21 protein-coding genes are annotated in these 20,829 nt (G+C 60.5%); 6 read left to right on the top strand and 15 right to left on the bottom strand.

From position 1 onward, the window contains the following. Nucleotides 1-2: 2 nt before the first annotated feature. Nucleotides 3-1,214 (bottom strand): nitrate/nitrite transporter, encoded by a 1,212-nt coding sequence (locus tag DXB86_RS01230; RefSeq protein WP_055251535.1) that lies wholly within the window; start codon nt 1,212-1,214, stop codon nt 3-5. Nucleotides 1,215-1,415: 201 nt separating this feature from the next. Between DXB86_RS01230 and DXB86_RS01225 the strand changes: the two genes are divergently transcribed. Continuing rightward, nucleotides 1,416-2,198 carry a helix-turn-helix transcriptional regulator gene (locus tag DXB86_RS01225; RefSeq protein ID WP_117735860.1) on the top strand — a complete coding sequence of 261 codons (783 nt, stop codon included), beginning with the start codon at nt 1,416-1,418 and terminating at the stop codon, nt 2,196-2,198. A gap of 24 nt (nt 2,199-2,222) precedes the next feature. Here DXB86_RS01225 and DXB86_RS01220 read toward each other — a convergent pair whose 3' ends face one another. Continuing rightward, nucleotides 2,223-3,866, bottom strand: a complete 1,644-nt coding sequence (locus DXB86_RS01220) for an ABC transporter ATP-binding protein (protein WP_117735859.1) — start codon at nt 3,864-3,866, stop codon at nt 2,223-2,225. Continuing rightward, on the bottom strand, nt 3,866-4,753 hold the full coding sequence (locus tag DXB86_RS01215) for an energy-coupling factor transporter transmembrane component T (protein ID WP_233504103.1): 888 nt from the start codon (nt 4,751-4,753) through the stop codon (nt 3,866-3,868). Before DXB86_RS01215 ends, DXB86_RS01220 begins: the two co-directional genes overlap by 1 nt. A 199-nt stretch (nt 4,754-4,952) precedes the next feature. Between DXB86_RS01215 and glmU the strand changes: the two genes are divergently transcribed. From glmU to gltA, 5 genes are all read left to right on the top strand, one after another. After that, on the top strand, nt 4,953-6,365 hold the full coding sequence (gene glmU, locus DXB86_RS01210; RefSeq protein ID WP_117735858.1) for a bifunctional UDP-N-acetylglucosamine diphosphorylase/glucosamine-1-phosphate N-acetyltransferase GlmU: 1,413 nt from the start codon (nt 4,953-4,955) through the stop codon (nt 6,363-6,365). A gap of 192 nt (nt 6,366-6,557) precedes the next feature. Beyond that, entirely contained in the window at nt 6,558-7,544 is a 987-nt protein-coding gene (locus DXB86_RS01205; RefSeq protein ID WP_089573682.1) for a ribose-phosphate pyrophosphokinase, read from the top strand. Between the two features lie 224 nt (nt 7,545-7,768). Beyond that, a complete protein-coding gene (gene pth / locus DXB86_RS01200) occupies nt 7,769-8,398 on the top strand; it encodes an aminoacyl-tRNA hydrolase (RefSeq protein ID WP_187364989.1) in 630 nt (209 codons plus the stop codon). A gap of 372 nt (nt 8,399-8,770) precedes the next feature. Continuing rightward, nucleotides 8,771-9,610, top strand: coding sequence for a sulfide/dihydroorotate dehydrogenase-like FAD/NAD-binding protein (locus tag DXB86_RS01195; RefSeq protein WP_006235793.1), 840 nt, complete (start codon nt 8,771-8,773; stop codon nt 9,608-9,610). After that, a complete protein-coding gene (gltA, locus tag DXB86_RS01190; protein ID WP_006235794.1) occupies nt 9,601-11,010 on the top strand; it encodes an NADPH-dependent glutamate synthase in 1,410 nt (469 codons plus the stop codon). The genes DXB86_RS01195 and gltA overlap by 10 nt, the downstream gene beginning before the upstream one ends. A gap of 460 nt (nt 11,011-11,470) precedes the next feature. On the opposite strand, the gene DXB86_RS01185 is transcribed toward gltA, so the two are convergent. The 12 genes from DXB86_RS01185 to purM form a co-directional block, all read right to left on the bottom strand. After that, a complete protein-coding gene (locus DXB86_RS01185) occupies nt 11,471-12,094 on the bottom strand; it encodes an AAA family ATPase (protein ID WP_117735857.1) in 624 nt (207 codons plus the stop codon). Between the two features lie 48 nt (nt 12,095-12,142). Beyond that, nucleotides 12,143-12,781, bottom strand: coding sequence for an amino acid ABC transporter permease (locus tag DXB86_RS01180; RefSeq protein WP_006235796.1), 639 nt, complete (start codon nt 12,779-12,781; stop codon nt 12,143-12,145). Nucleotides 12,782-12,784: 3 nt separating this feature from the next. Continuing rightward, the gene (locus DXB86_RS01175; RefSeq protein ID WP_035136546.1) at nt 12,785-13,531 is read right to left on the bottom strand and encodes an amino acid ABC transporter permease; all 747 of its coding nucleotides are present in this window, start codon (nt 13,529-13,531) and stop codon (nt 12,785-12,787) included. A gap of 25 nt (nt 13,532-13,556) precedes the next feature. Then, nucleotides 13,557-14,432, bottom strand: coding sequence for a transporter substrate-binding domain-containing protein (locus DXB86_RS01170; protein WP_117735856.1), 876 nt, complete (start codon nt 14,430-14,432; stop codon nt 13,557-13,559). An 8-nt stretch (nt 14,433-14,440) separates the two neighbouring features. Continuing rightward, nucleotides 14,441-15,172 (bottom strand): amino acid ABC transporter ATP-binding protein, encoded by a 732-nt coding sequence (locus DXB86_RS01165; RefSeq protein WP_055251548.1) that lies wholly within the window; start codon nt 15,170-15,172, stop codon nt 14,441-14,443. 318 nt (nt 15,173-15,490) lie between these two features. Then, on the bottom strand, nt 15,491-15,934 hold the full coding sequence (locus DXB86_RS01160) for a GatB/YqeY domain-containing protein (protein ID WP_006235801.1): 444 nt from the start codon (nt 15,932-15,934) through the stop codon (nt 15,491-15,493). A 54-nt stretch (nt 15,935-15,988) separates the two neighbouring features. Next, complete coding sequence (locus tag DXB86_RS01155; RefSeq protein WP_117735855.1) at nt 15,989-17,209, bottom strand: peptidylprolyl isomerase; 1,221 nt, start codon at nt 17,207-17,209, stop codon at nt 15,989-15,991. Nucleotides 17,210-17,433: 224 nt separating this feature from the next. Then, on the bottom strand, nt 17,434-17,901 hold the full coding sequence (locus DXB86_RS01150; protein ID WP_117735854.1) for a PTS sugar transporter subunit IIA: 468 nt from the start codon (nt 17,899-17,901) through the stop codon (nt 17,434-17,436). Between the two features lie 65 nt (nt 17,902-17,966). Then, on the bottom strand, nt 17,967-18,434 hold the full coding sequence (locus DXB86_RS01145; RefSeq protein ID WP_199577687.1) for a PIN domain-containing protein: 468 nt from the start codon (nt 18,432-18,434) through the stop codon (nt 17,967-17,969). Then, the gene (locus DXB86_RS01140) at nt 18,431-18,775 is read right to left on the bottom strand and encodes a type II toxin-antitoxin system RelB/DinJ family antitoxin (RefSeq protein ID WP_117629795.1); all 345 of its coding nucleotides are present in this window, start codon (nt 18,773-18,775) and stop codon (nt 18,431-18,433) included. The genes DXB86_RS01145 and DXB86_RS01140 overlap by 4 nt, the downstream gene beginning before the upstream one ends. Nucleotides 18,776-18,926: 151 nt before the next feature. Next, on the bottom strand, nt 18,927-19,625 hold the full coding sequence (gene purN, locus DXB86_RS01135; protein WP_117735852.1) for a phosphoribosylglycinamide formyltransferase: 699 nt from the start codon (nt 19,623-19,625) through the stop codon (nt 18,927-18,929). Further along, on the bottom strand, nt 19,615-20,718 hold the full coding sequence (gene purM / locus DXB86_RS01130) for a phosphoribosylformylglycinamidine cyclo-ligase (RefSeq protein ID WP_117735851.1): 1,104 nt from the start codon (nt 20,716-20,718) through the stop codon (nt 19,615-19,617). The genes purN and purM overlap by 11 nt, the downstream gene beginning before the upstream one ends. Nucleotides 20,719-20,829 lie beyond the last annotated feature (111 nt).

Below are 20,829 nucleotides of genomic sequence, written 5' to 3'. Positions count from 1 at the left end.
GGCTACTCACTGTCCTTAGCGACGGCGGCCTGCATGGCCTTGCGACCGAGCTCGGGCAGGAAGAAAACCGGAACCACGGAAAGCAGGAAGCAGAGGCTCTCGAGACCCATGTTCATAGTGTAATCGGCACCGGCAATGGCGGAGATACCGATAGGCAGGAAATAGCTCATGAGCAGGGAGATGGTACCCACGATACCGCCAGCGGAACCAGCATACTTATCACCAATCTCGGGAAGGAGAACAGGCATGGACTGCATAATCGGGCCGTTGATGGCGGTAAAGAAGCCATTGATGACCAAAATCGTCCACAGAAGGAAGCCGACCGGGGTGTACCACGTCACGAACATCGATATGGCACCGATGAGAGTAGTGACGATGAGAAAACCCTTGAACTTCCCAAGCTTATCGCAGAACGCAGGCCCAACGATGCAGCCGAAAAAGCTGCCGACGGTAACAATTGCGGCCATGAAACCAGCAGTGGCGACGTCTATGCCCTTGCCAAGCTGAAGCGCCTGAGGCAGGAAACCGGCATAGGCAGTGGTAGAGGCAAGTCCAAAACCGACGCCGATGGAGATTAGCCACACGCCAGGACTCTTGATAGCAACCTTGAGGTAGTCGAGCACGGGCTCGGGCTCGGGGAGCGATTGCCCCTCGGGCACATCTCGGTCAAGCACGATCCAAAGAACCCAGGAGATGGTCATGACGACAGCAGCGACCATATAAGAGTTAAAGACGCTGCCGAACAAGCCAGCACAGATCTGAGCGACAACGATGGCAACGCACGAAGCCGCGTAGAACAAGCCCATGGCGAAACCAGTCTGTTCACGGAACCAGGTGCCGAGCACCTTGATGAGGTTGGCGTTGAGTGCCGAGATTCCCATGCCAATCAGGAACATCGATGCCATCTGCATCGTGAACGAATCGAGCGTAAAGCAACGGAGAAAACCGCCGGCAACCGAAATTGCGGTGCAAACCGTGACAACTTTCTTAGAACCGATACGGTCACCAAGGGCACCCAGCGGAATTGAGAAGAAAACGGCGGTAAGCATAGGAACGAGGAACAGCATCGAAAAGCCGACGGTATCGATATTGAGCATAGGCATGACCTCGACGGCGAGTGCTGAGACCTGGTACTGCATGTAGTTAGCCATAAAGCACAGCAAGCAAACGACTGAAACAATCGCCCAACGCCATGAAGGAAGCTTCTCTTCCATGATGACTCCTTTAATAAGTCGGAATAATCAAACAGCTTGGAGAACCGGGCCCTGGCTCTTAGGTATTCATATTTTGCGATTGGCCCCTCACCGAAACCATTCGGCTAACGGCTTATCATCATTCGAAAAAAGGAGTAGTATCTCTACGCAAATTAACTAAAATGCCAGCTAAACCACTACGCAATCTCATCGGAGGTCATCTTGAGCTTTTTGTCCGATTCTGAATGGCTCTGCTTAAACGATCTCGTGCTTTCGATTAATTCCATCGACAGCGACCGCGAGTTTCGCTCGACCGTCCTCAAAAAGCTGCGTTTTCTCATCCCCTACGAGTCGGCTGCATTTTTCCTGAGCGACCTTTCCAGGGATCTCGTATCCACCCCGCAAGAATGGAAAACGCGCGTCTTTCTTGACCCTCTTGGCATCGATGTCCCCGCTGGGATGCTCGAGCTCTACACCGAAAAGTACTGGCAGCAGGACATGATCGTCGCCCACCGCAATCTTACGCGCTCGACGGTGCTGCGCGAGTCCGACCAGCTCAGCCCTGGCGATATCGACAGCAGTTATATGAAGGATTATCTTGGCGGCCGCCACGTCGTCAACGTCAGTTTCTTTAATGACGAGGGCTTTTTGGGATCGCTCAATCTTAATCGCAAGAAAGAAGAAGGCGACTTTAGCGATCGTGAAGTTCAAATCCTTGAGCTCATCGAACCGCACCTCACAAACCGACTATCAAAATGGCGTGTACGCGCCGACCGCAGTTCGTCTGAAATCGTATTTGCTCACGACTACGACGTCTCAGCGCGCGAAATCGATGTGTGTCGTTGCGTGTTATCGGGCATGGACAATGCGGCCATCGCCGAAGAGCTATCCATCAGCACCGGCACCGTTAAAAAGCATCTGGAGAACATCTTTCGAAAAACACAGGTCAACAGCCGCGTTGGGCTCATGGCGCTCCTTCAGCAGTACACGGCGCTCAAGCAGTAAGACCGTTCTCGCCCGCGAACCCGCTCACGCCCTATAAAACACGTTGTCGGCAAAGAAGTCGGTCGGCGGCTCCATGCAGGCGATCTCGCCATCAAACATCATGGAAATGTCATCGGCAACCTGCTCGGCAAAGTCCAGGTCGTGCGTCGCCATGACGACGGTGCCGCCAGCCTGCGCATGGTCGCGCAGGGCGCGGGCGATGATGCGGCGGCTGGCCAGGTCCAAACCCTTGGTGGGCTCATCGAGCAATAGCAGTTCGGGGCCGATCAACAGCAGCTTTGCCAACGCAAGCAGCTGACGCTGTCCGCCCGAAAGATCGTACGGATGGCGCCCATCCAGACCCGACAGCCCCAAGCTCGCCGCACGCTCCCGCGCCAAGTTCTCGTCATATCCGCAGGTCGAGGCCCATTCCATCAGCTCATCGCGAACCGTCTCGGCAACCAGCAATGCTTTGGGGTTCTGAGGCAGCAGCGCCGCCGAGGCCGCTCCGCGCACCATGCGACCGCGCTGCAGCTTGGCGGTCTTCGCCAGCACCGAGAGCATCGTCGACTTACCGCATCCGTTGCCGCCCACGATCGCATGCACCGCACCGGCCGAAAACGCCACGTCGAGCCCGCGCAGAACCCAACCGCCCGCGCGATCGTAGCGAAACCAGCTCCCTGCCAGGGTGGTAGCCGACCCGCCGTGCATTTTTTGGAGTATTCTGCTCCCATCCGTGCGCGGGAAGGCTTCCGAGCCGTTCTCGAGCGACGTTTGCGCCACAAATTCGGACGATTTGTCCAATTCCGAACTTTTTTTCGCGCTCGATACGTCCCCGGGCGGCTCCAGAGAGCCCAAATTGTCCTCACGCCTGCTGAATACTCCGTTTTTTGCACATCGGACGGCACCCCACCCCAACATGTCGTCGGAAAACAGCGATTCTCGACGCCCCAAAGAAGCCATATCCGCCACCTCGCGCACGCGACCGTCCTCAATCCGGTACGCACACGTCGCATACTCGAGCATTGGGCGCGGTTGATGCGTAGCCACAACAACCGTGCAGCCCAGCTCGCGATTCACACGAAACAGCGCGTGCAGAAAATTCTTCTCGGCAACGGGATCGAGCTGAGACGTGGGCTCGTCGAGTAGCAGCACACGCGGACACAGCGCCAGGACGGCGGCAAGCGACAGCAGCTGCTTGCGGCCGCCCGAAAGCGTATCGGTATCGCGATGAAGCCAGTCCTCCAGACCAAAGAAATAGCTGGTCTCAGCTACGCGACGGCGCATCTCATCACGTGCTAGCCCCAAGTTTTCCAGGCCAAACGCCATCTCGTGCCACACGGTTTCGCACACGATCTGGTTCTCGGGATCCTGGAACACATAGCTCACGCGCTCCGCCGATGCCCGCACGTCCATGTCGGCAACGTTCTCGCCCAGCACGCGCGCATCACCAGTGCGCTCGCCCGCCGGAGCGATCTCGGGCTTGAGCAGCGACAGCAGCGTCGACTTACCCGAACCGGTACCGCCAACAAGCAGCGCAAATGCACCTTGGGGAACACGCCAATCAAGCCCCTCGAGCACCGGTGCCTCGGCCCCGGGATAGGCAAAACTAAGGCCCTGCACCTCAATCGCCGGAATATCCGGGCCGCACGCCGCGCCCGACACCGGGCCCCTATCCAACCGAGCCATCAGCCAAACCTCTTCTCATCAATCGCATGAAACGCGCAAGGCAGCACCATCCAGGCAGCGTACACGACATAGCCCGGCCACGGCGCCGGCACCGAGAGCTGCGGATAAAACGAATACTGCGTCGTCGCGGTCCACGCCACCGCCACCGCGGCAGCACCAAGCAGCGCGAGCCCGACCAGCGCGGCAACGTCGCTGCACCCCAGTCGATACCGCGCATACGTCGTACGACGCGTCGCGGCACCCCACCCGCGCGAGCGCATCGCGTCCGCACGCTCCAGCGAATCTTCCATGCCCCAGCCCATCAACACGCTCGACGCCCGCAAGCGCGAGCGCACGGGGTCGGCCGGCGCGCGGCCCGGCACATCAATCGCATCCTGCACCGCCAACACCGTACGACCGCGGCGCAAAAACTGCGGGATAAGCCTCATGCACATCGAGATCATGAGCGCAATCACCGGTGCGGCATTGCCCAGCAGCGCGAGCACCTTGTCGTATTCGAGCATCGACGCCGCCGCCTCAAACCACAGCACGCTCGCCACAAACAGCCCGCCCATGCACAGGCCGTATACCATGCTCTCCAGATACACCGCGCGCATGCCAATACGGAACAGCTCCGTCGAGCCCGAGGCGCTAAACAGCGGATTGAGCACCGCGACGATCAAAATCACCGGCAGCTGCCAGCGGAGCGCGCCCAGCGTGCGGGCAGCCCCACGCGTCGCAAATCCATACGCCAGCCCGCCCGCAAGTGACAGCGCAATCAGTACCGGCTGCATCGAGAACATAGTGAGCCCCAGCGTCAGCACTATATAGAGTGCCGGCACAGCCGGATGCGACATCGAGAATGCCGCGACGGGCTCGCCGCCAAACTCCTCTCGTATGTTGTCCACGGGCACCCCCGTTCCCTCGCTCAAACAACAGCTCCGCAGCACCGCCAACGCCGCACGCACGCAGTGCAAACGCCACGCCGGCGGCGCAAGCCTCAACCGCCGCAAACCAATCGTTACGCGCTCGTCATATGCCTGCGGTATCATATTGCGCCGTGTATCGTTTCCAAACACACGTCTCTATAACGTAACAGGAGATCACATGGACGCAACCGCAATTATCCTCGCTGCCGGCGAGGGCACCCGCATGAAGTCGAACCACTGCAAGGTTTCGCACAAGATCCTGGGTAAGCCCATGGTCCAGTGGATCGTCGACGCTACCATCAAGGCCGGCTGCAGCCGCGTCGTGGTCGTCATCGGCAGCCACGCCGACGAGATGCGCGCCCTCATCGACGGCGCCTACGCCAACAGCGCCACCAAGGTCGAGTGCGTCGAGCAGACCGAGCGCCTGGGCACCGGCCACGCCGTAAAGGTCGCGCTCGAGGCCTGCGGCATCACGCAAGGCCCCGTCGTCGTGCTCAACGGCGACCTGCCGCTCATCACCGCCGACACCGTCGCCAAGTTCGCGCAAACCGTCGCCACCGGCGAGCTCGCCTGCACCGTCATGACCATGACCCCGCCCGATCCTTTCGGCTACGGCCGCATCAAGCTGGGCGCCGATGGTCAGATCGAGCGCATCATCGAGCAGAAGGACTGCACGCCCGAGCAGGCCGCCACGCTGCTGGAGTGCAACGCCGGCTGCTACGCATTTGACGGCACGCAGCTCGCCGCCCACATCAACGAGATCGGCAACGACAACGCGCAATCCGAGTACTACCTGCCCGACATGCTCGAGATCCTCAAAGGCCACGGCCAGGCTGTCTCCATCTTCCACTGCGACGACTACCGCGACGGCCTGGGCGTCAACAGCCGCATCCAGCTCGCACAGCTCACCGCCATCGCGCGCGACCGCATCAACGAGCACTGGATGGCCGAGGGCGTTACCTTCATCGACCCCACGCAGGCCTGGATCGGCCCCGATGCCGTTATCGGCCGCGATACCGTCGTGTGGCCGCAGACGCACCTGATCGGCCACGTCACCGTGGGCGAGGAGTGCCAGCTCGGTCCCAACAGCCGCCTCACCGACACCACCGTCGGCAGCGGCTGCGTCATCGACGAGACCATCGCCATCGAGGCCGTCATCGAGAACGGCGTCGATTGCGGCCCGCGCGCCTACCTGCGCCCGGGCACCCACATGCTCGACGGCTCCAAGGCCGGCACGCACGTGGAGATCAAGAAGTCCACGATCGGCGAGGGCTCAAAGGTACCGCACCTGTCCTACATCGGCGACACCACCATGGGCTCCGGCGTCAACGTGGGCGCGGGCTCCATCACCTGCAACTACGATGGCGTGCACAAGCACAAGACCGTCATCGGCAAGGACGCCTTCATTGGCTCCGACACCATGATGGTCGCGCCCGCCCAGATCGGCGACGGCGCGCTCGTGGCCGCTGGCTCCGTCATCACCGAGCCGGTCCCGGCAGACGCGCTCGGTCTGGGCCGCGCCCGTCAGGTAAATATTGAGGGCTGGGCCGCCGATTATCGCCGTCGTCTGCACGAGGACGACGAGGTATAACGTTTTACCAAGCACAAAAGGAGCTGCTCCATGGGGGCGGCTCCTTTTTCTATCGTGACCTGCGCAACCGGATGAGTGGTCGGTTCGTGTCCGTTGGCGGTAAAGACGTTATCAGGACCCGATAAACCCCGCCGCGCGGTTACAATGCAACAAGGCATCTATATGGCATTCGATGTATAAAGGAGAAGGGTAATGCCGATTAATGATCCCGAGAAGTCGGAGAATATGCGCAAGTCCATCCGCGTGTATTCCGGTTCCTCCAACCGTCCCCTCGCTCAGAAGATTGCTGAGTACCTTGGGGTCGAGCTTTCGGGCCTTACGCTAAAGCAGTTCGCCAATGGTGAGATTTACGCCCGCTACGACGAGACCGTCCGCGGCGCCGACGTCTTCCTGATTCAGTCCGTGGCCGGCGGCAACGTCAACGACATGCTCATGGAGCTGCTCATCGCCACCGACGCTGCCAAGCGCGCATCCGCCCGCTCCATCACCGCCGTTATCACCCACTACGGCTATGCCCGCCAGGACCGCAAGGCCGGCCCGCGCGAGCCCATCACCGCCCGCCTCGTCGCCAACCTGCTCGAGCGTGCCGGCGTCAACCGCATCATCACCCTCGACCTGCACCAGGGCCAGATCCAGGGCTTCTTCGATATCCCGGTTAACCACCTGTCCGCACTGCCGCTATTTGGCCAGTACTACAACGACATGCACTTCGACACCGACAACCTGGTTGTCGTCTCCCCCGACGTGGGTCGCGCCAAGGCCGCCAAGAAGCTGTCCGACATGCTCGGCTGCGACCTGGCCATCGCCCACAAGGGCCGTCCGCGCCACAACGCCGCCGAGGTCATGGGCATCATCGGTGACATCAAGGGCAAGACCTGCATCATCAACGACGACATGATCGACACTGCTGGCACCCTGTGCGCCAACGTCAAGGAGCTCAAGGCTATGGGCGCCGGCGACATCTACGTCTGCGCCACCCACGGCATCTTCTCCGGTCCGGCCATCGAGCGCCTGAACGATGCCCCCATCGTCGAGTGCGTCGTCACCGACGCCATCCCCGTCGAGGTCGGCGGCAAGATCAAGACTATCTCGGTCGCCGAGGAGTTCGCTCAGGCCATCTCCGCCGTTTACCACGAGGAGCCCGTCTCCACGCTCGTCGGCGGCGACTTCGCGCTGTAATCGCATCGTCCTTGCAACCCGGCGCATCACCGCCGGAACAGAAGAAACCCCCGCGCTCCCCCTTGCTTCGCAAAGGTCGCGCGGGGGTTTCTTCTGTTCCGGCGGCTCGCTCTGCCGCGGCCGTGCTTTTGTCTGGTGGGATTTCACTGAAACAAGGTCTCGGCTTCGGCGGGCGTGGTAGCCTTTGTCGTTGAACGAACTACTTATGTAACGAAAGGAAACCTATGGCAGCTGCACAGCCGCTTAAGATTCGCATGGTTGCCGGACTTGGCAACCCGGGTGAGGAATATGCCGAGACCCGCCACAACGCCGGCTTTAAGGCGATCGATGAGCTGGCCCGTCAGGCCGGTGTCACGTACTGGAAAAACCAGGCCGGCGCCGAGGTCGCACTCATCAACATCAACGATCCCGAGGAAGAGGGTGGCAAGCGCCAGATCGTGCTGGTCAAGCCGCAGTCGTACATGAACACCTCGGGCGGACCCATCTCCAAGCTCTGCCGCGAGTACAAGATCAAGGCCGAGGAGCTGCTCGTGATTCACGACGAGCTCGACATTCCCGCCGGCGACGTACGTGTCAAGGTGGGCGGCGGCCACGCCGGCCACAACGGCCTGCGCTCCATCATCGACAAGATGGGCAGCCGCGACTTTAGCCGTATCCGCACCGGCATCGGCAACCCTCCCGGCAAGATGGCCGTGGCAGACTATGTGCTCAAACAGCTGCGCGCCCGCGAGGCCGATGACTTCCAGGACACCTGCGCCCGCGCCGCCGACGCCGCCGGCCTGGCCATCGTGCACGGCGTGATCTATGCCCGCGACCACGTCAACGGCGCCGCCTCCGCCAACGGCAAGCACTAAAACCTACCGTTTAGGGATGTTTATTTTGGCAGGTTTTATCTACAGAAACGCCCCGGTGGCCGCATCGCAATAAACCCCGCGCTGCCATACACGCATAACACCCCAAAGGGGGCCGGCCTCATCACAACCCGAGGCCGGCCCCCTTTGCCGTTTTGCCTGATAAAACCGACCAAAATAAACCTATCCCTATTTGGTAGGTCGAAGTGGATAAACCCTTTTCCCAACCGCCGAAGACACACGTAAACAGCATGTCCATGAGGGTATAATTTGCACCGTATGTCTGCACAACGCCTGTGCGCGTACGGTTTTACTCGGGCTACCGTCCATTTCCGTGGAGGCACGGTTCGGCGGCCCTAACAAGAGAGGGGTTCTATGTATAAGATCCTGGAGAAGACGCAGTTCTCGGAGAAGGTGTTCAAGTTCCGCATCGAGGCGCCCGCAATCGCCAAACATGCGCACGCTGGACAGTTCCTCATGGTTCGCGCCAACGAGACGGGCGAGCGTGTCCCGTTTACCCTGGCCGGCTGGAACGGTGACGAGGGCTGGGTCGAGTTCATCTTCATGGTGATCGGCAAGACCACCGAGATGCTGTCCACCTACGAGGCCGGCGAGTCGCTGCGCGACGTCGTGGGCCCGTTGGGCGTTCCCACCGAGATGGCCGAGGGCCCCTGCGCCGTCATTGGCGGCGGCGTCGGCCTGGCAATTGCCTTCCCGGTCGCCAAGCACCTGGTCGAGACCGGCCACGAGGTGCACGCCATCATGGGCGCCCGCACCAAGGACCTCCTGCTCATGGAGGACCAGTTCCGCGAGCTCCTCGACGAGGACCACATCCACATCACCACCGACGACGGCTCCTACGGCGAGCAGGGCGTTGTCACCGCTCCGCTGGAGCGCCTGCTGCAGGACAAGGCCGTGAGCCAGGTCTTCTGCGTCGGCCCCGTTCCGATGATGAAGTTCTCGACCCTCACCGCCCAGAAGTACGACACCCCCATCACCGCGTCGCTCAACCCCATCATGGTTGACGGCACCGGTATGTGCGGCTGCTGCCGCGTCGAGGTGGGCGGCGTGACCAAGTTCGCTTGCGTCGACGGCCCCGACTTCGATGCCACCCTGGTCGACTGGGATGACCTTCGTGCCCGCCAGGCCGCTTACCGTTCCGAAGAGGGCGAGTCCCTCAAGGCCTATGAGGAAAAGAGCTGCGCATGCCACTAGTTAACGGTCGTTTCGTTGCCGATATGAAGTCGCCCCGCACCCCCGATAACGAGGAGCCGGCTGCCGAGCGCGCCTGCGACTTCCGCCCCGTCGACAAGGGCTTCACCGAGGAGATGGCGCTGGCTGAGGCCGAGCGCTGCCTCAACTGCAAGAAGCCGTTCTGTGTTGAGGGCTGCCCCGTCAACATCAACATCCCCCGCTTTATCGAGCAGATCCGCGAGAAGGACTTCGGCGGCGCTCTCGATACCATCCGCGAGGACTCCATGCTTCCCGCCATCTGCGGCCGCGTCTGCCCGCAGGAGAACCAGTGCGAGGGCAAGTGCATCCGTGGCAAGAAGTCCGAGCCCGTGGCCATCGGCCAGCTCGAGCGTTTCCTGGGTGATCGCCCCGAGCTCGCCTCCACGCCCAAGATGGCCCCCAAGAACGGCAAGAAGGTCGCCGTCGTCGGCTCCGGCCCGTCCGGCATCACCTGCGCCGGCGAGCTCGCCCGCAACGGCTTTGACGTCACCGTCTTTGAGGCCTTCTTCACCGGCGGCGGCGTGCTGGTCTACGGCATCCCCGAGTTCCGCCTGCCCAAGGCAGTCGTCAAGCGCGAGATCGACGGCCTGGAGGACATGGGCGTCAAGTTTGAGTACAACTCCGTCGTGGGCAACATGGCCACGGCCGAGGAGCTGTTCGAGCAGGGCTTCGACGCCATCTACGTGGCGACCGGCGCAGGCCTGCCCAAGTTCCTCAACGTCCCCGGCGAGAACCTGCCCAACGTCTTCTTCGCTAACGAGTACCTCACCCGCGTGAACCTGATGAAGGCCAACAAGTTCCCCGAGTACGACACCCCCACCAAGCACGGCAAGAACGTCGTCGTCTTTGGTGGCGGCAACGTGGCTATGGACGCCGTCCGTACCGCCAAGCGCCTGGGCGCCGAGCACGCCATTATCGCTTACCGCCGTACCGAGGATGAGATGCCTTGCCGTCGCGCCGAGCTGCACCATGCTAAGGCCGAGGGCGTCGAGGTCCTGCCACTCGTCTCCCCGCTCGAGTTTGTCGCTGGCGAGGACGGCTCCGTGTGCGCCGTCAAGGTCCAGAAGATGGAGCTCGGCGAGCCCGACGAGTCCGGCCGTCGTCGCCCGGTGCCCATCGAGGGCGCCATCGAGGAGATCCCCTGCGACGTCGCGATCTCGGCTATCGGCACCAACGCCAACCCCTTCGCAAAGAAGATCGGCGGCAAGATGGAGCTCAACAAGTGGGGCTACATCGTCGCCGACGAGGAGACCGGCCAGACCACCGATCCCCGCATCTGGGCCGGCGGCGACATCGTCACCGGTGCCGCTACGGTCATTCTGGCGATGGGCGCCGGCAAGAAGGCCGCCGCTTCCATTACCAAGAGTCTGCTGGGCGAGTAATCACCTACAGCGCTCGCCATCAAACGGCAAAGTCCCCGTCGAGCACACGTCCGGCGGGGACTTTTTCTATGCCGACCGCCCCAACCACCACAAAGGGGACAGGCACCTTTGTGGTGGTTGGGGACTTGGCCGTTCGTTTTGTCTCAATCTGTAACACGTGGAGCCCGTTGAGCCCCATAGTTGTTACAGATCAAGATATTGTGCCGGCCGCCCACGCCGCATCTCAATCTGTAACAGTTAGAGACCAAATATGCCGCCTGGTGTTACAGATCAAGACGTTGGGCTGACGGCCGAACGGTTCATCTAAATCTGTAACAGTTAGAGCCATTTTCGCTGGCTTGGTGTTACAGATCGAGACTATGCAAAAGCCGAGGATAGGCACTGCCGCCAAGGCCTTCCCCTCGGCCTAAAACAAAAACCACCACAAAGGTGCTGTCCCCTTTGTGGTGGTTTTGGTCGGCTAGCCTTCGAGCTGCGCCACTTTGTAGCGGTAGGCTGCAGCGATGACGTCTTTACAGCCCTCGCGTCCCAGCTTAGCGCGGTTGACGACGATATCCTTGCCGCTCGTCATCTTCCACTTTCCGGCGCTATAGCGCTTATAGAACGCCTCGCGCGCCTTCTGCTGCTGCTTGACCAGCTTAGCGCCCTTCTTTTTGTTAAGGCCACGCTTCTTGCGGACAATCTCGACGCGGTCCTCAAAGGGGGCGGTCACCAACACGGCAATATGGTTGGGGTTGTTACGCAGCAGGTAATCGGACAGACGGCCTTCGATAATGCAGCTCTCGGTCTCGCCCAGGTCCAAAATCACCTGGCTCATCTTTTGGAACAACTTGTCCGAGTACGAACGCGCATCGTAGCGGTCGGGCAGAAACGCCATGTTCTCCACGGCCAGACGCTCGTCGTAGGCGGCCATCTTGTCGAGCGACTCGCCCACGCGCAGCGACGCGCGCACCAGTAGCTCGTTGTCGTACAGAGGAATCCCCAACTCGTTGGCGAGGATGCGTCCGATCTCGTGGCCCTCGGCACCAAAGTCGCGCGCGATGGTAATGACCACAGGACTCTTCTTGTTCTCCAGATCGCTCATCGCGATTCCTTTCTCTATGTGACAAAGGGGCTGTCCCTTTGCCACATTCTACGCTGCCACCATTCGCCTCTGATATGCGCGAACCAGCAGCGAGATACCAAAGTTGAGCACAAAGTACATCGCAAACACCAGGCCGTAGAGCATAAGCACCTGCGACAGGTCGATCGCATGGGCCATCACGACGTTTGCCGTGTACATGAGCTCGGCCACGTTAATACCCGAAAGATACGAGCTGTCCTTGATGACGGTCGTGCACTGGCTAAACAGCGCCGGAATGATCGTCTTAAACGTCTGCGGCAGAATGATGTAGCGCATGGTGGCAAAGAAGCCAAAACCCTGGCTCTGCGCTGCCTCAAACTGGCCGCGCGGAATCGAGTTGAGACCGCCGCGCACAATCTCGGCCATAACGGCGCTGGTAAACAGCGTAAAGGCGATGGTCGAAATCACAATGTCCAAACCCTGCACCGTAAAGTAGATAAACAGAATCCACAGCAGGTTCGGCGTGCAACGGAACAGCTCGATATAGGCGCTCACCAAAATACGGAACGGGCGGGGCGCATAGCTTTTAACAAGCGCCAGCACCGTGCCAAAGATGAGCGAGAAAAAGATCGACAGCGCCGAGATCTCGATTGTCTTAACAAAGCCGCCCCAAATGTAGAGCAGGTTGGTCGCGTTGAAGATTTCCATGCGCTAGGCCTCCTCTACGTTGTCGAGCCCCAGCTCGGCCAGGCTCACGCCACGCGGACGCTCCTTGGAGCGGCGCTCGAGCCACTGCACCAGCATGGCGAGCGGAAAGCAGATGATGAAGTACATAAGGCAGCAGACGATGTATCCCTGCAGGTAACCGTACAGACTCACAAAGTTGTCGGAACGGTACATAAGGTCGCCGCCGGCCACAAGCGCCAGCACCGACGTGTTCTTGACCAAGTTGAGCGCCTGGTTACATAGCGGCGGCAAAATGATCTTGAACGTCTGGGGCAGCACGATGTACCAGTACGCCTGCGCACGGGTGAAGCCCTGGCTCTGGGCCGCCTCCATCTGACCGCGTGGAACCGCCTCGATACCAGTGCGGATAACCTCCGAGATGTAGGCCGCGTGGTACAGGCCCACGCCCAAAAAGCCCAGCACAAACGGCGCAATGCGCACCGGCTGATCGGCGCCGGTTATGGCCTGCAAAAACTGCGGGCCGGCCATGTACATAAAGAGTACCTGCACGGGCAGCGGAGTGTTCTGGTAAAACTCCACGTACACGCGGCTGATGGCGCGCAGCACGCGCGAGCGGGTGGTAGAGAACACGCCCAGCAGCGTGCCCAGCACCAGCGACAGCAGCAGGCCGGCAACGACCACCTGTAGCGTCACGCCAAAGCCCTCCCAGAAGGGCCCCATGTTTTGAAATGTCGTCGACCAACGGTCGGCGTCAAATAATCCTTCGAGCATTTGATTCCTTCCTTGGACGATGCGCCTATACAAGACCCCAGGTCTTGACCTCTTGGTCGAGCCAGCCGTCGGCCAGGCGATCGCAAATCACCTGATCGACCACGGCCGAAAGGTCGCAGCCCTTCTTGGTCGCCACGCCGTAGCCCTGCTCACCAAACTTGACCTCGGGCTGCAGCAGCTCAACGGTCTCGTTCATGTAACCGGCCAGCGTGGAGCGGTCCATGGCAAAGACGTCGATATTGCCGGCATCGAGCGAACTCTTGATGATGGGGTAGCCGCTAAAGGCCCTAAACTCGGGCTCGCAGCTAAAGCCGTTGTCCTTGATCATCTGCTCGATCAGGCCCTGCGTGGTGGCACCCTGGCTCACGCCGATGACTTTGCCGTCCAGGTCCTCAATCGAGGTAAAGCCCGAACGTTTCTTGACCATGAGGCCCACGTAGTCGGTGCGATACGGCGTCGAGAAATCCCAGCTCTTCTTGCGCTCGTCGGTGATGGTGTAGGTCGCCGCGACCACGTCGAGTTGGCCGTTATCGATCAGCGGGCCGCGCGTCTTGGGCGTTACGTCGGTAAACTCGACAAGCTCCTGGGCGCGGGCCTCCTTGTAGCTCACGCCAAAGACGGCAGCGGCGATCTGGTAGCACAAATCGACTTCCATGCCCTCAAAGCGGCCCTTGGCGGTGTCGTAATAGCCATAGCCGGGAACGTCCTTCTTGACGCCGGCATTCAGATGACCACGCGACTTAATGGCCGCAAGCTTGGACCCCTTGTCGGAGCCCTCGCCGCTGGTAGAGTTACCGCAACCGGTAAGCGTGGTCCCCGTCAGCGCAAGCATGCCGGCGCCCGCCAGCTGCAAAAAGTGACGGCGCGACACGGCCGCCCTCGTCATATCCGTCATGTCCATCACCGCGCCTAGTGCAGAATCTTGGACAGGAACTCGCGGCAGCGCGGGTTCTCGGGGTTATCGAAGAAGTGCTCGGGCGTGCCCTCCTCCAGAATGCGGCCGTCCTCCATAAAGATGACGCGGTCGGCCACCTGGCGCGCAAAGCCCATCTCATGCGTCACGCAGATCATGGTGATGTCCTCCTGCGCAAGCTCAATCATAACGTCCAGAACCTCCTGGACCATCTCGGGGTCGAGCGCCGAGGTCGGCTCGTCAAACAGGATGATGGGCTGCTTGGTACACAGGGCACGGGCGATGGCGATGCGCTGCTGCTGACCACCCGAGAGATTCTGCGGATACTCGCCGGCCTTATGCGCCATGCCGACGCGCTTGAGCGCGGCGATGGCGATCTCGGTCGCCTCCTCCTTGCTCTTCTTTTGCAGCTTGATGGGCGCGAGCGTCAGGTTGCCGAGCACCGTCATGTTGGGATACAGGTTGAACTGCTGAAACACCATGGAACTATACTTGCGAGCCATCTCCAGGTGGTTCTTTTTGGTGAGCGGCGTACCGTCGATGATGACCTCGCCCGACGTGGGCTCCTCAAGATAATCGACACAGCGGATGAGCGTCGACTTACCCGAGCCGGAAGGCCCGATCATTACGAGCTTCTCGCCGCGCTTGACGGTGAGGTTGATATCTTTGAGCACATGCAGGTCGCCAAAGTACTTGTTGAGATGCTTGATCTCGATCATGTCTGCCATGAATGTCCCTTCCCTGCGTTTACACGAGTTGAACTATTGTACGGAAAGAACCACGTTTCCGCAGCCCACACTACATTCCCGTAAAGAACCCGCAATCTTCCACCCACTCATTTAAGTCTGTCCCCAATGAGCACCGAAAATAATACAACCGCCCTTGTTGAGCATAAGTCAGCGAAAACCCGTACACGCGAGCAAGGTGACGTGAAATGAAAGGGCGCAGACCTTATGGTCGCGCCCTTGAAATTGAACGTCAGATTGCCGTGTGTACGGGTTTGCAGCGTCGAGCCGTTACGCGGTTTGGTAAAACCGCGTAACAAATTACGCGAGTTTGGCGCCGACGATCTTTGCCGCGGCCGGCTTGTCGAAGTTGCCGCCGGTGGCCTTGCCGAGTGCGCCCATAACCTGGCCCATCTGCTTCTTGGACGTGGCACCCAGCTCGGCGATAACCTGCTCGATCAGGGCCTCGAGCTCCTCGCCCGAAACCTGCGCGGGCAGCAGGCTCTCCAGAATCTTGACCTGCTCGGTCAGGTTGTCGGTACGCTCCTGGTCGGTGCCGGCCTTGATGGACATCTCCAGCGTCTCGCTCGTCTGCTTAATCAGACGCTTGATCATGCTGTTGACGTCTTCCTCGGTCACATCGCGACGCTCGTTGACCTCGATGTTCTTCACTTCGGCCTTAACCTGGCGAATGATAGACAGGCGAACCTTGTCCTTAGCCTTCATGGCTGCGATCATTTCCTTCTGCAGCTCTTCGTTGGTCATCTGCAAATCCTCCTCAATAGTGCGGGCGGCACTCACACGAGCGCCGCCCCATGATTACTCAGTCGTCGACGAATTGTCGGTCGAACTCTTGGTGACGCCCTTCAGGCTGACGTTGTACGGCACGTCCTTGGGCATGGGGTTAACGGTGATGTCGGCGTCCTTCTTGTACTGCTCCAGCCACTCGCTGTACGCAGTGCTCTCTGCCTGCGTCTTCACCACGTTGGAGACATACTTCTTGATGTCCTTGGGCACCTGTTTAATGTCATCGACCTGGCTATCGACATGGAAGTAGTCGGTGCACTTGATGATGTGGTAACCATACGTCGACTCGACGACGTCGCTCACGTCGCCCTTGTTAAGGCCTTCGAGCGCCGCCTGATAGCTGTCGACGAAGGTGGTGAGCTTGTCCCAGCCCACGTCGCCCTTCTTCTCCTTGGAACCGGTGTCGTCGGAATACTGCTTCACGGCGTCTTCAAAGCTCAGCTCGCCGGAGTTAATCTTGTCCAGGCACTCCTGCGCCTTGGCCTTGGCGGCAGCCTTGTCCTCGTCGGATGCGTCGGAATCGACCTTGATCAGGATGTTCGACGAGCGGCGGGCATCGTTGTACTTCGACAGGTTCTCGTTGATGTAATCGACGATCTCGCTGTCCTTGGGCTTGCTGGTGGGCGCCACGGCTTCCTTGAGCTTTTGCTGCGCCAGGCTCTCCTTGAGCGAGCTCTTATAGGTGTCCTCGGTGTAGCCGTAAGTCTTAAGGGTCTTCTTAAAGGTCTTGGCGCCGCCCGCGCTCTTGCACGCGTCCTTCCAAGCCTTCTCGACTTCCTCATCCGACACCGTCACGCCGTTTTCCTTCTGCGCCTGCTGAAGCAGAATCTGCTGCGTGTAGGAGTCGATGAGCTGCTTGCGGTACTTCTTGGGCGTGAGGTCGTTGTCGACCAGGTACTGTGCCCAGTCCTTGTCCTTGGTGTAGCCATAGGACGTGCGCATGCTCATGATCTGCTTGGTCACGGTGTCCTCGGTGAGGTTGGTGCCATTGATGGTAGCAGCCACGCCGCCGGTCAGCTTGTAGCCCGAGGTGTCCTCGGCCTGCGACATAAGGCCGGAGCACGCCATCGCCGAGACGGAAAGCAGCATCGCCAGCACGCCGATGACCACCAGGACGATCTTGACGGTCTTGGACACGTACGTCTTGCGCTGCTTCTTGCGAGAGCTGGAGGCAGCGTGGGCCTGCTGCTCGGGCGTCGGCGCGGCCTCGGAGTTCTTTTTCTTATTTGCCATAGTTGGCCTTTCGCATAACGAATCGAACAAACGCCATTGTGTCACAACGCAGCCCCCGCGGCACGCTTGGTGCATTGGGGACAGGTTAATCTGCACCATTTTGGTGCAAAGGGGACAGATGTGGCACTTGGCAGTTGGGGACGTTCTTTATGTGCCGGCACACGGGGACTGTCCCTAACTGCCGGCAGAAAAGGAACGTCCCCAAGTGCCGACTCAGCCCCACCTTAGAAGTGACGGCGGATGGCGTCGACCATGCCCTGGGGCGTGGTCTGGCCGAGCACATCGGCCGCGACATCCGCGTCCATAAAGATATTCATAAGTGCTTGCAGGGCCTCGACCTGGCCGCCCGGCTCGGCGATGCCCAGATTGATGACGATCTGCGCCGGCACCGGAGCGCCCATGCCAGCCATAGCGTTAAATGTCACGGGCGCGGCGGGCTTCACCACCGCGATATAGGGCTTGGCCACAAACCCCGGATCGGTATGCGGAATGGCAATGTTTGCCGCCGGCATGGCAAGACCCGTGGGATAGGCATCCTCGCGCGTGCGAACGGCGTCGAGCCAACCGTCGGCAATGTAGCCGCGCGGAGCGAGCTCGTCCTCGAGCTGCGCAAACACCTCATCCGGCGTCGCACACTCCCAATCAAAAAACACCAGCTCAGGCGAGAAAAGCGCCTCGGCGTTATCCGCCATACCGTCCTCCAAAGTTGCATGGGGTTCACATTGCCCCATATGATAGCGAAACCAGACAGACAAGGTTAGTCGAGGATCCCAATCATCTCGAGTGCACGCGCGGGCGTCAGGCAAACCTCGGGCATCGCCTCCAACATGCGCCGGTCGCTCGTGACCACGTAGTCAACATCTGCCGTCTCGCCCGAAGCAATGATGAGGTTGTCTTCAAGATCCGGCATACGCTTGCCAAGCATGCGTGCCATCTCGCACTCTGCCAACGAAAGTGGAGAGGCCGTTGCTACCTGCATCATATGCTCGATGCAGGCCCATGACGCCGAGGCAAACGACACGCTAATCCCGTTCGCATTCCGCCGGGCTAGACGCCGAGGCAAAATGTAGAACACATCCTTTGCCGTCGTGGGCGCATAAAGAAGGTCGACCTTTCCCGCCTCGGCCAGTTCAACCAATCTCTTCGCTTCATCGAATGCCCCCTCTTGCAGGTAATAATCGAGCCAAACGTTCGTATCTACAAGCAGGCGTTTTGCCTCGATCATCGGCAATTCGCCTCGATGTCGGCAATCATCGCGTCATACATATCATCTCGTACGGCATCCCAGTCTTCCGCAGATGATCCACCTGGCGCAAAATCCGAAGCGCTTAGCCCCAACGAGGAAAAAGCTAGGCCACACCCCTGCTCGGCCAGGCTCTCCGCACGGGGCGCCTCGCGCTTATCCGCTACCATAAATCCCGGCAACGTTTGATGCTCGACAAGATAGACCCAAAGCGCACGAATAGCATCGCTCGCCCCCAATCCATTGCGAGTTAGGACCGCGTCGCCACCAGCCTTGAGCATAGGATCGATTCGCGTGTTGAGCTGCACCGTTGCTGTACCCATAGCGGCTCCTCTCTATCTGCTAGCAGTATAGCAAACATGAAAGGCCACGCAAAAGGGCCCCGCCCGCACACGGACGAGGCCCTATCAGATTTCTTGGTTCTGATGAAGCTTTCACATCTCAAGGAAACCAAGGAGACCCTTTTTCAAGCGACTAGCGCGCCGGGTCAACTGCCACCTTGCCGTTCTCCAGCACGTGGATGCGACCGTCGGCGAGCATTTGCACGACCTCGGGATACAGCACATGCTCAATCGCGTGGATGTGCTCCTCGAGCGTGTCGACATCCCAGCCCTCCTCAACAGCCAGCGCACGCTGGGCGATGATGGGACCGTTGTCGTAGATCTCGTTGGCAAAATGCACGGTCACGCCAGTTACCTTGACGCCGCGCGCAAAGGCATCGTCAATCGCATGCGCACCGGTAAAGCTCGGCAGCAGCGCCGGATGCAGATTGACCACGCGGTTGGGAAACGCCGCCAGCAAAGGCGTGTGCACCATGCGCATGTAGCCGGCCATGACCACATACTCGCAGCCGCGCTCGAGAAGCTCGTGCGCGATGATCTCGTCAGCGGCGATGGGGTCGGCGTAGACATCCTTGGACAGCGTGAGCGTCTGGATGCCCGCGCGCTCAGCGCGCTGCAGACCCTTAGCCGAGGGACGGCTCGACACCACAAGCTCAATCGAAGCGTTGAGCTTGCCGGCGGCGATCAGGTCGATCAGCGCCTGCAAGTTGGTACCCGAACCGCTGATGAGTACACCGATCTTGAGCGGCTCTGCCGTATCGGTGCCGGTCGGACGGGTATAGGGCACAAAGCCCAGGCCCTCGGCGGCAGCCATCTGCTCGTTAGCGCTCATCGGAGTACACGACCTTACCGGAACCCTCGACGCACTCGCCCACGCGGAACGGCTTCTCGCCCAGCGCGACCAGGGCCTCGGTAACCGTGGCCTCGTCCTCGGGGGCGACGATCAGGCACAGGCCAACGCCCATGTTGAAGGTCTTGCATGCCTCGTTGGGCGCGAGCTCGGCCTGGCGCGACACGTAGGTGATGACGGGCGGAACGTCCCAGCCCATCTCGGCACCGTTGCGGGTGACCACAGCGTCGACGTCGTCGGCGAGCGCGCGGTTGAGGTTCTCAGTAATACCGCCGCCAGTGATGTGGGCAATAGCGTGCACGTTGGCGCCGCCGCGCAGCAGCTCCAGAATCGGCTTGACGTAGATGCGCGTGGGAGCCAGCAGAGCGTCGGCCAGCGAAGCACCGCCGAGCTCCTCGAGCGGACGGCTCAGCTCCTCGGCCTTAGCGGCGGCCTCGGGCGTGCCCGGTTTGATGCCGTCGACGCCGATGACCTTGCGCACGAGCGAGTAGCCGTTGGAGTGCACGCCGGTGGAGGGCAGGCCCAGGACCACATCGCCGGGGCGAACGTTCGCGGGGTCGAGCATCTTGGGACGATCGACAACACCCACGGTAAAGCCGGCGAGGTCGTAGTCGGCCGGAGCCATAACGCCCGGGTGCTCGGCCATCTCGCCGCCCACGAGCGCGCAGCCCGCGAGCTTGCAGCCGTCGGCCACGCCCTTGATGATCTTTGCCATGTGCTCGGCCTCAATGTGACCGATGGCAACGTAATCCAGGAAGAACAGCGGCTCGGCGCCCGAAGCCAAAATGTCATTGACGCACATGGCGACCAGGTCCTGGCCCACCGTCTCGTGACGGTCCATGATCTGGGCGAGCACGAGCTTGGTGCCCACGCCGTCGGTGCCGCTGATCAAGATCGGGTCTTCCATATCCTTAAGCGCGGCGGCCGAGAACAGGCCACCAAAGCCACCGATGCCGCCGATGACCTCGGGGCGGTTGGTGTCCTTGACCATCTGCTTAATAGCGTCGACGGCGCGGCCGCCCTCGGCGGTATCGACGCCGGCGTCCTCGTACGTCACATGCTTGCTGTCGCTCATCAGAGCCTTCCTCTCCCACTACCGTGGCGCCGCGCGGGCGCCAAACGGTGCTCATATTTGCGTTCATTTCGGCGCGCACCATAACAGCACGCGCCGTCATATCAACAAAAC

The sequence above is a fragment of the Collinsella sp. OM06-18AC genome (genome assembly GCF_003438785.1).
Taxonomy (GTDB): domain Bacteria; phylum Actinomycetota; class Coriobacteriia; order Coriobacteriales; family Coriobacteriaceae; genus Collinsella.
Note: the sequence above shows the minus strand (reverse complement) of the source record. Positions and strands in the feature narration are given on the sequence as shown.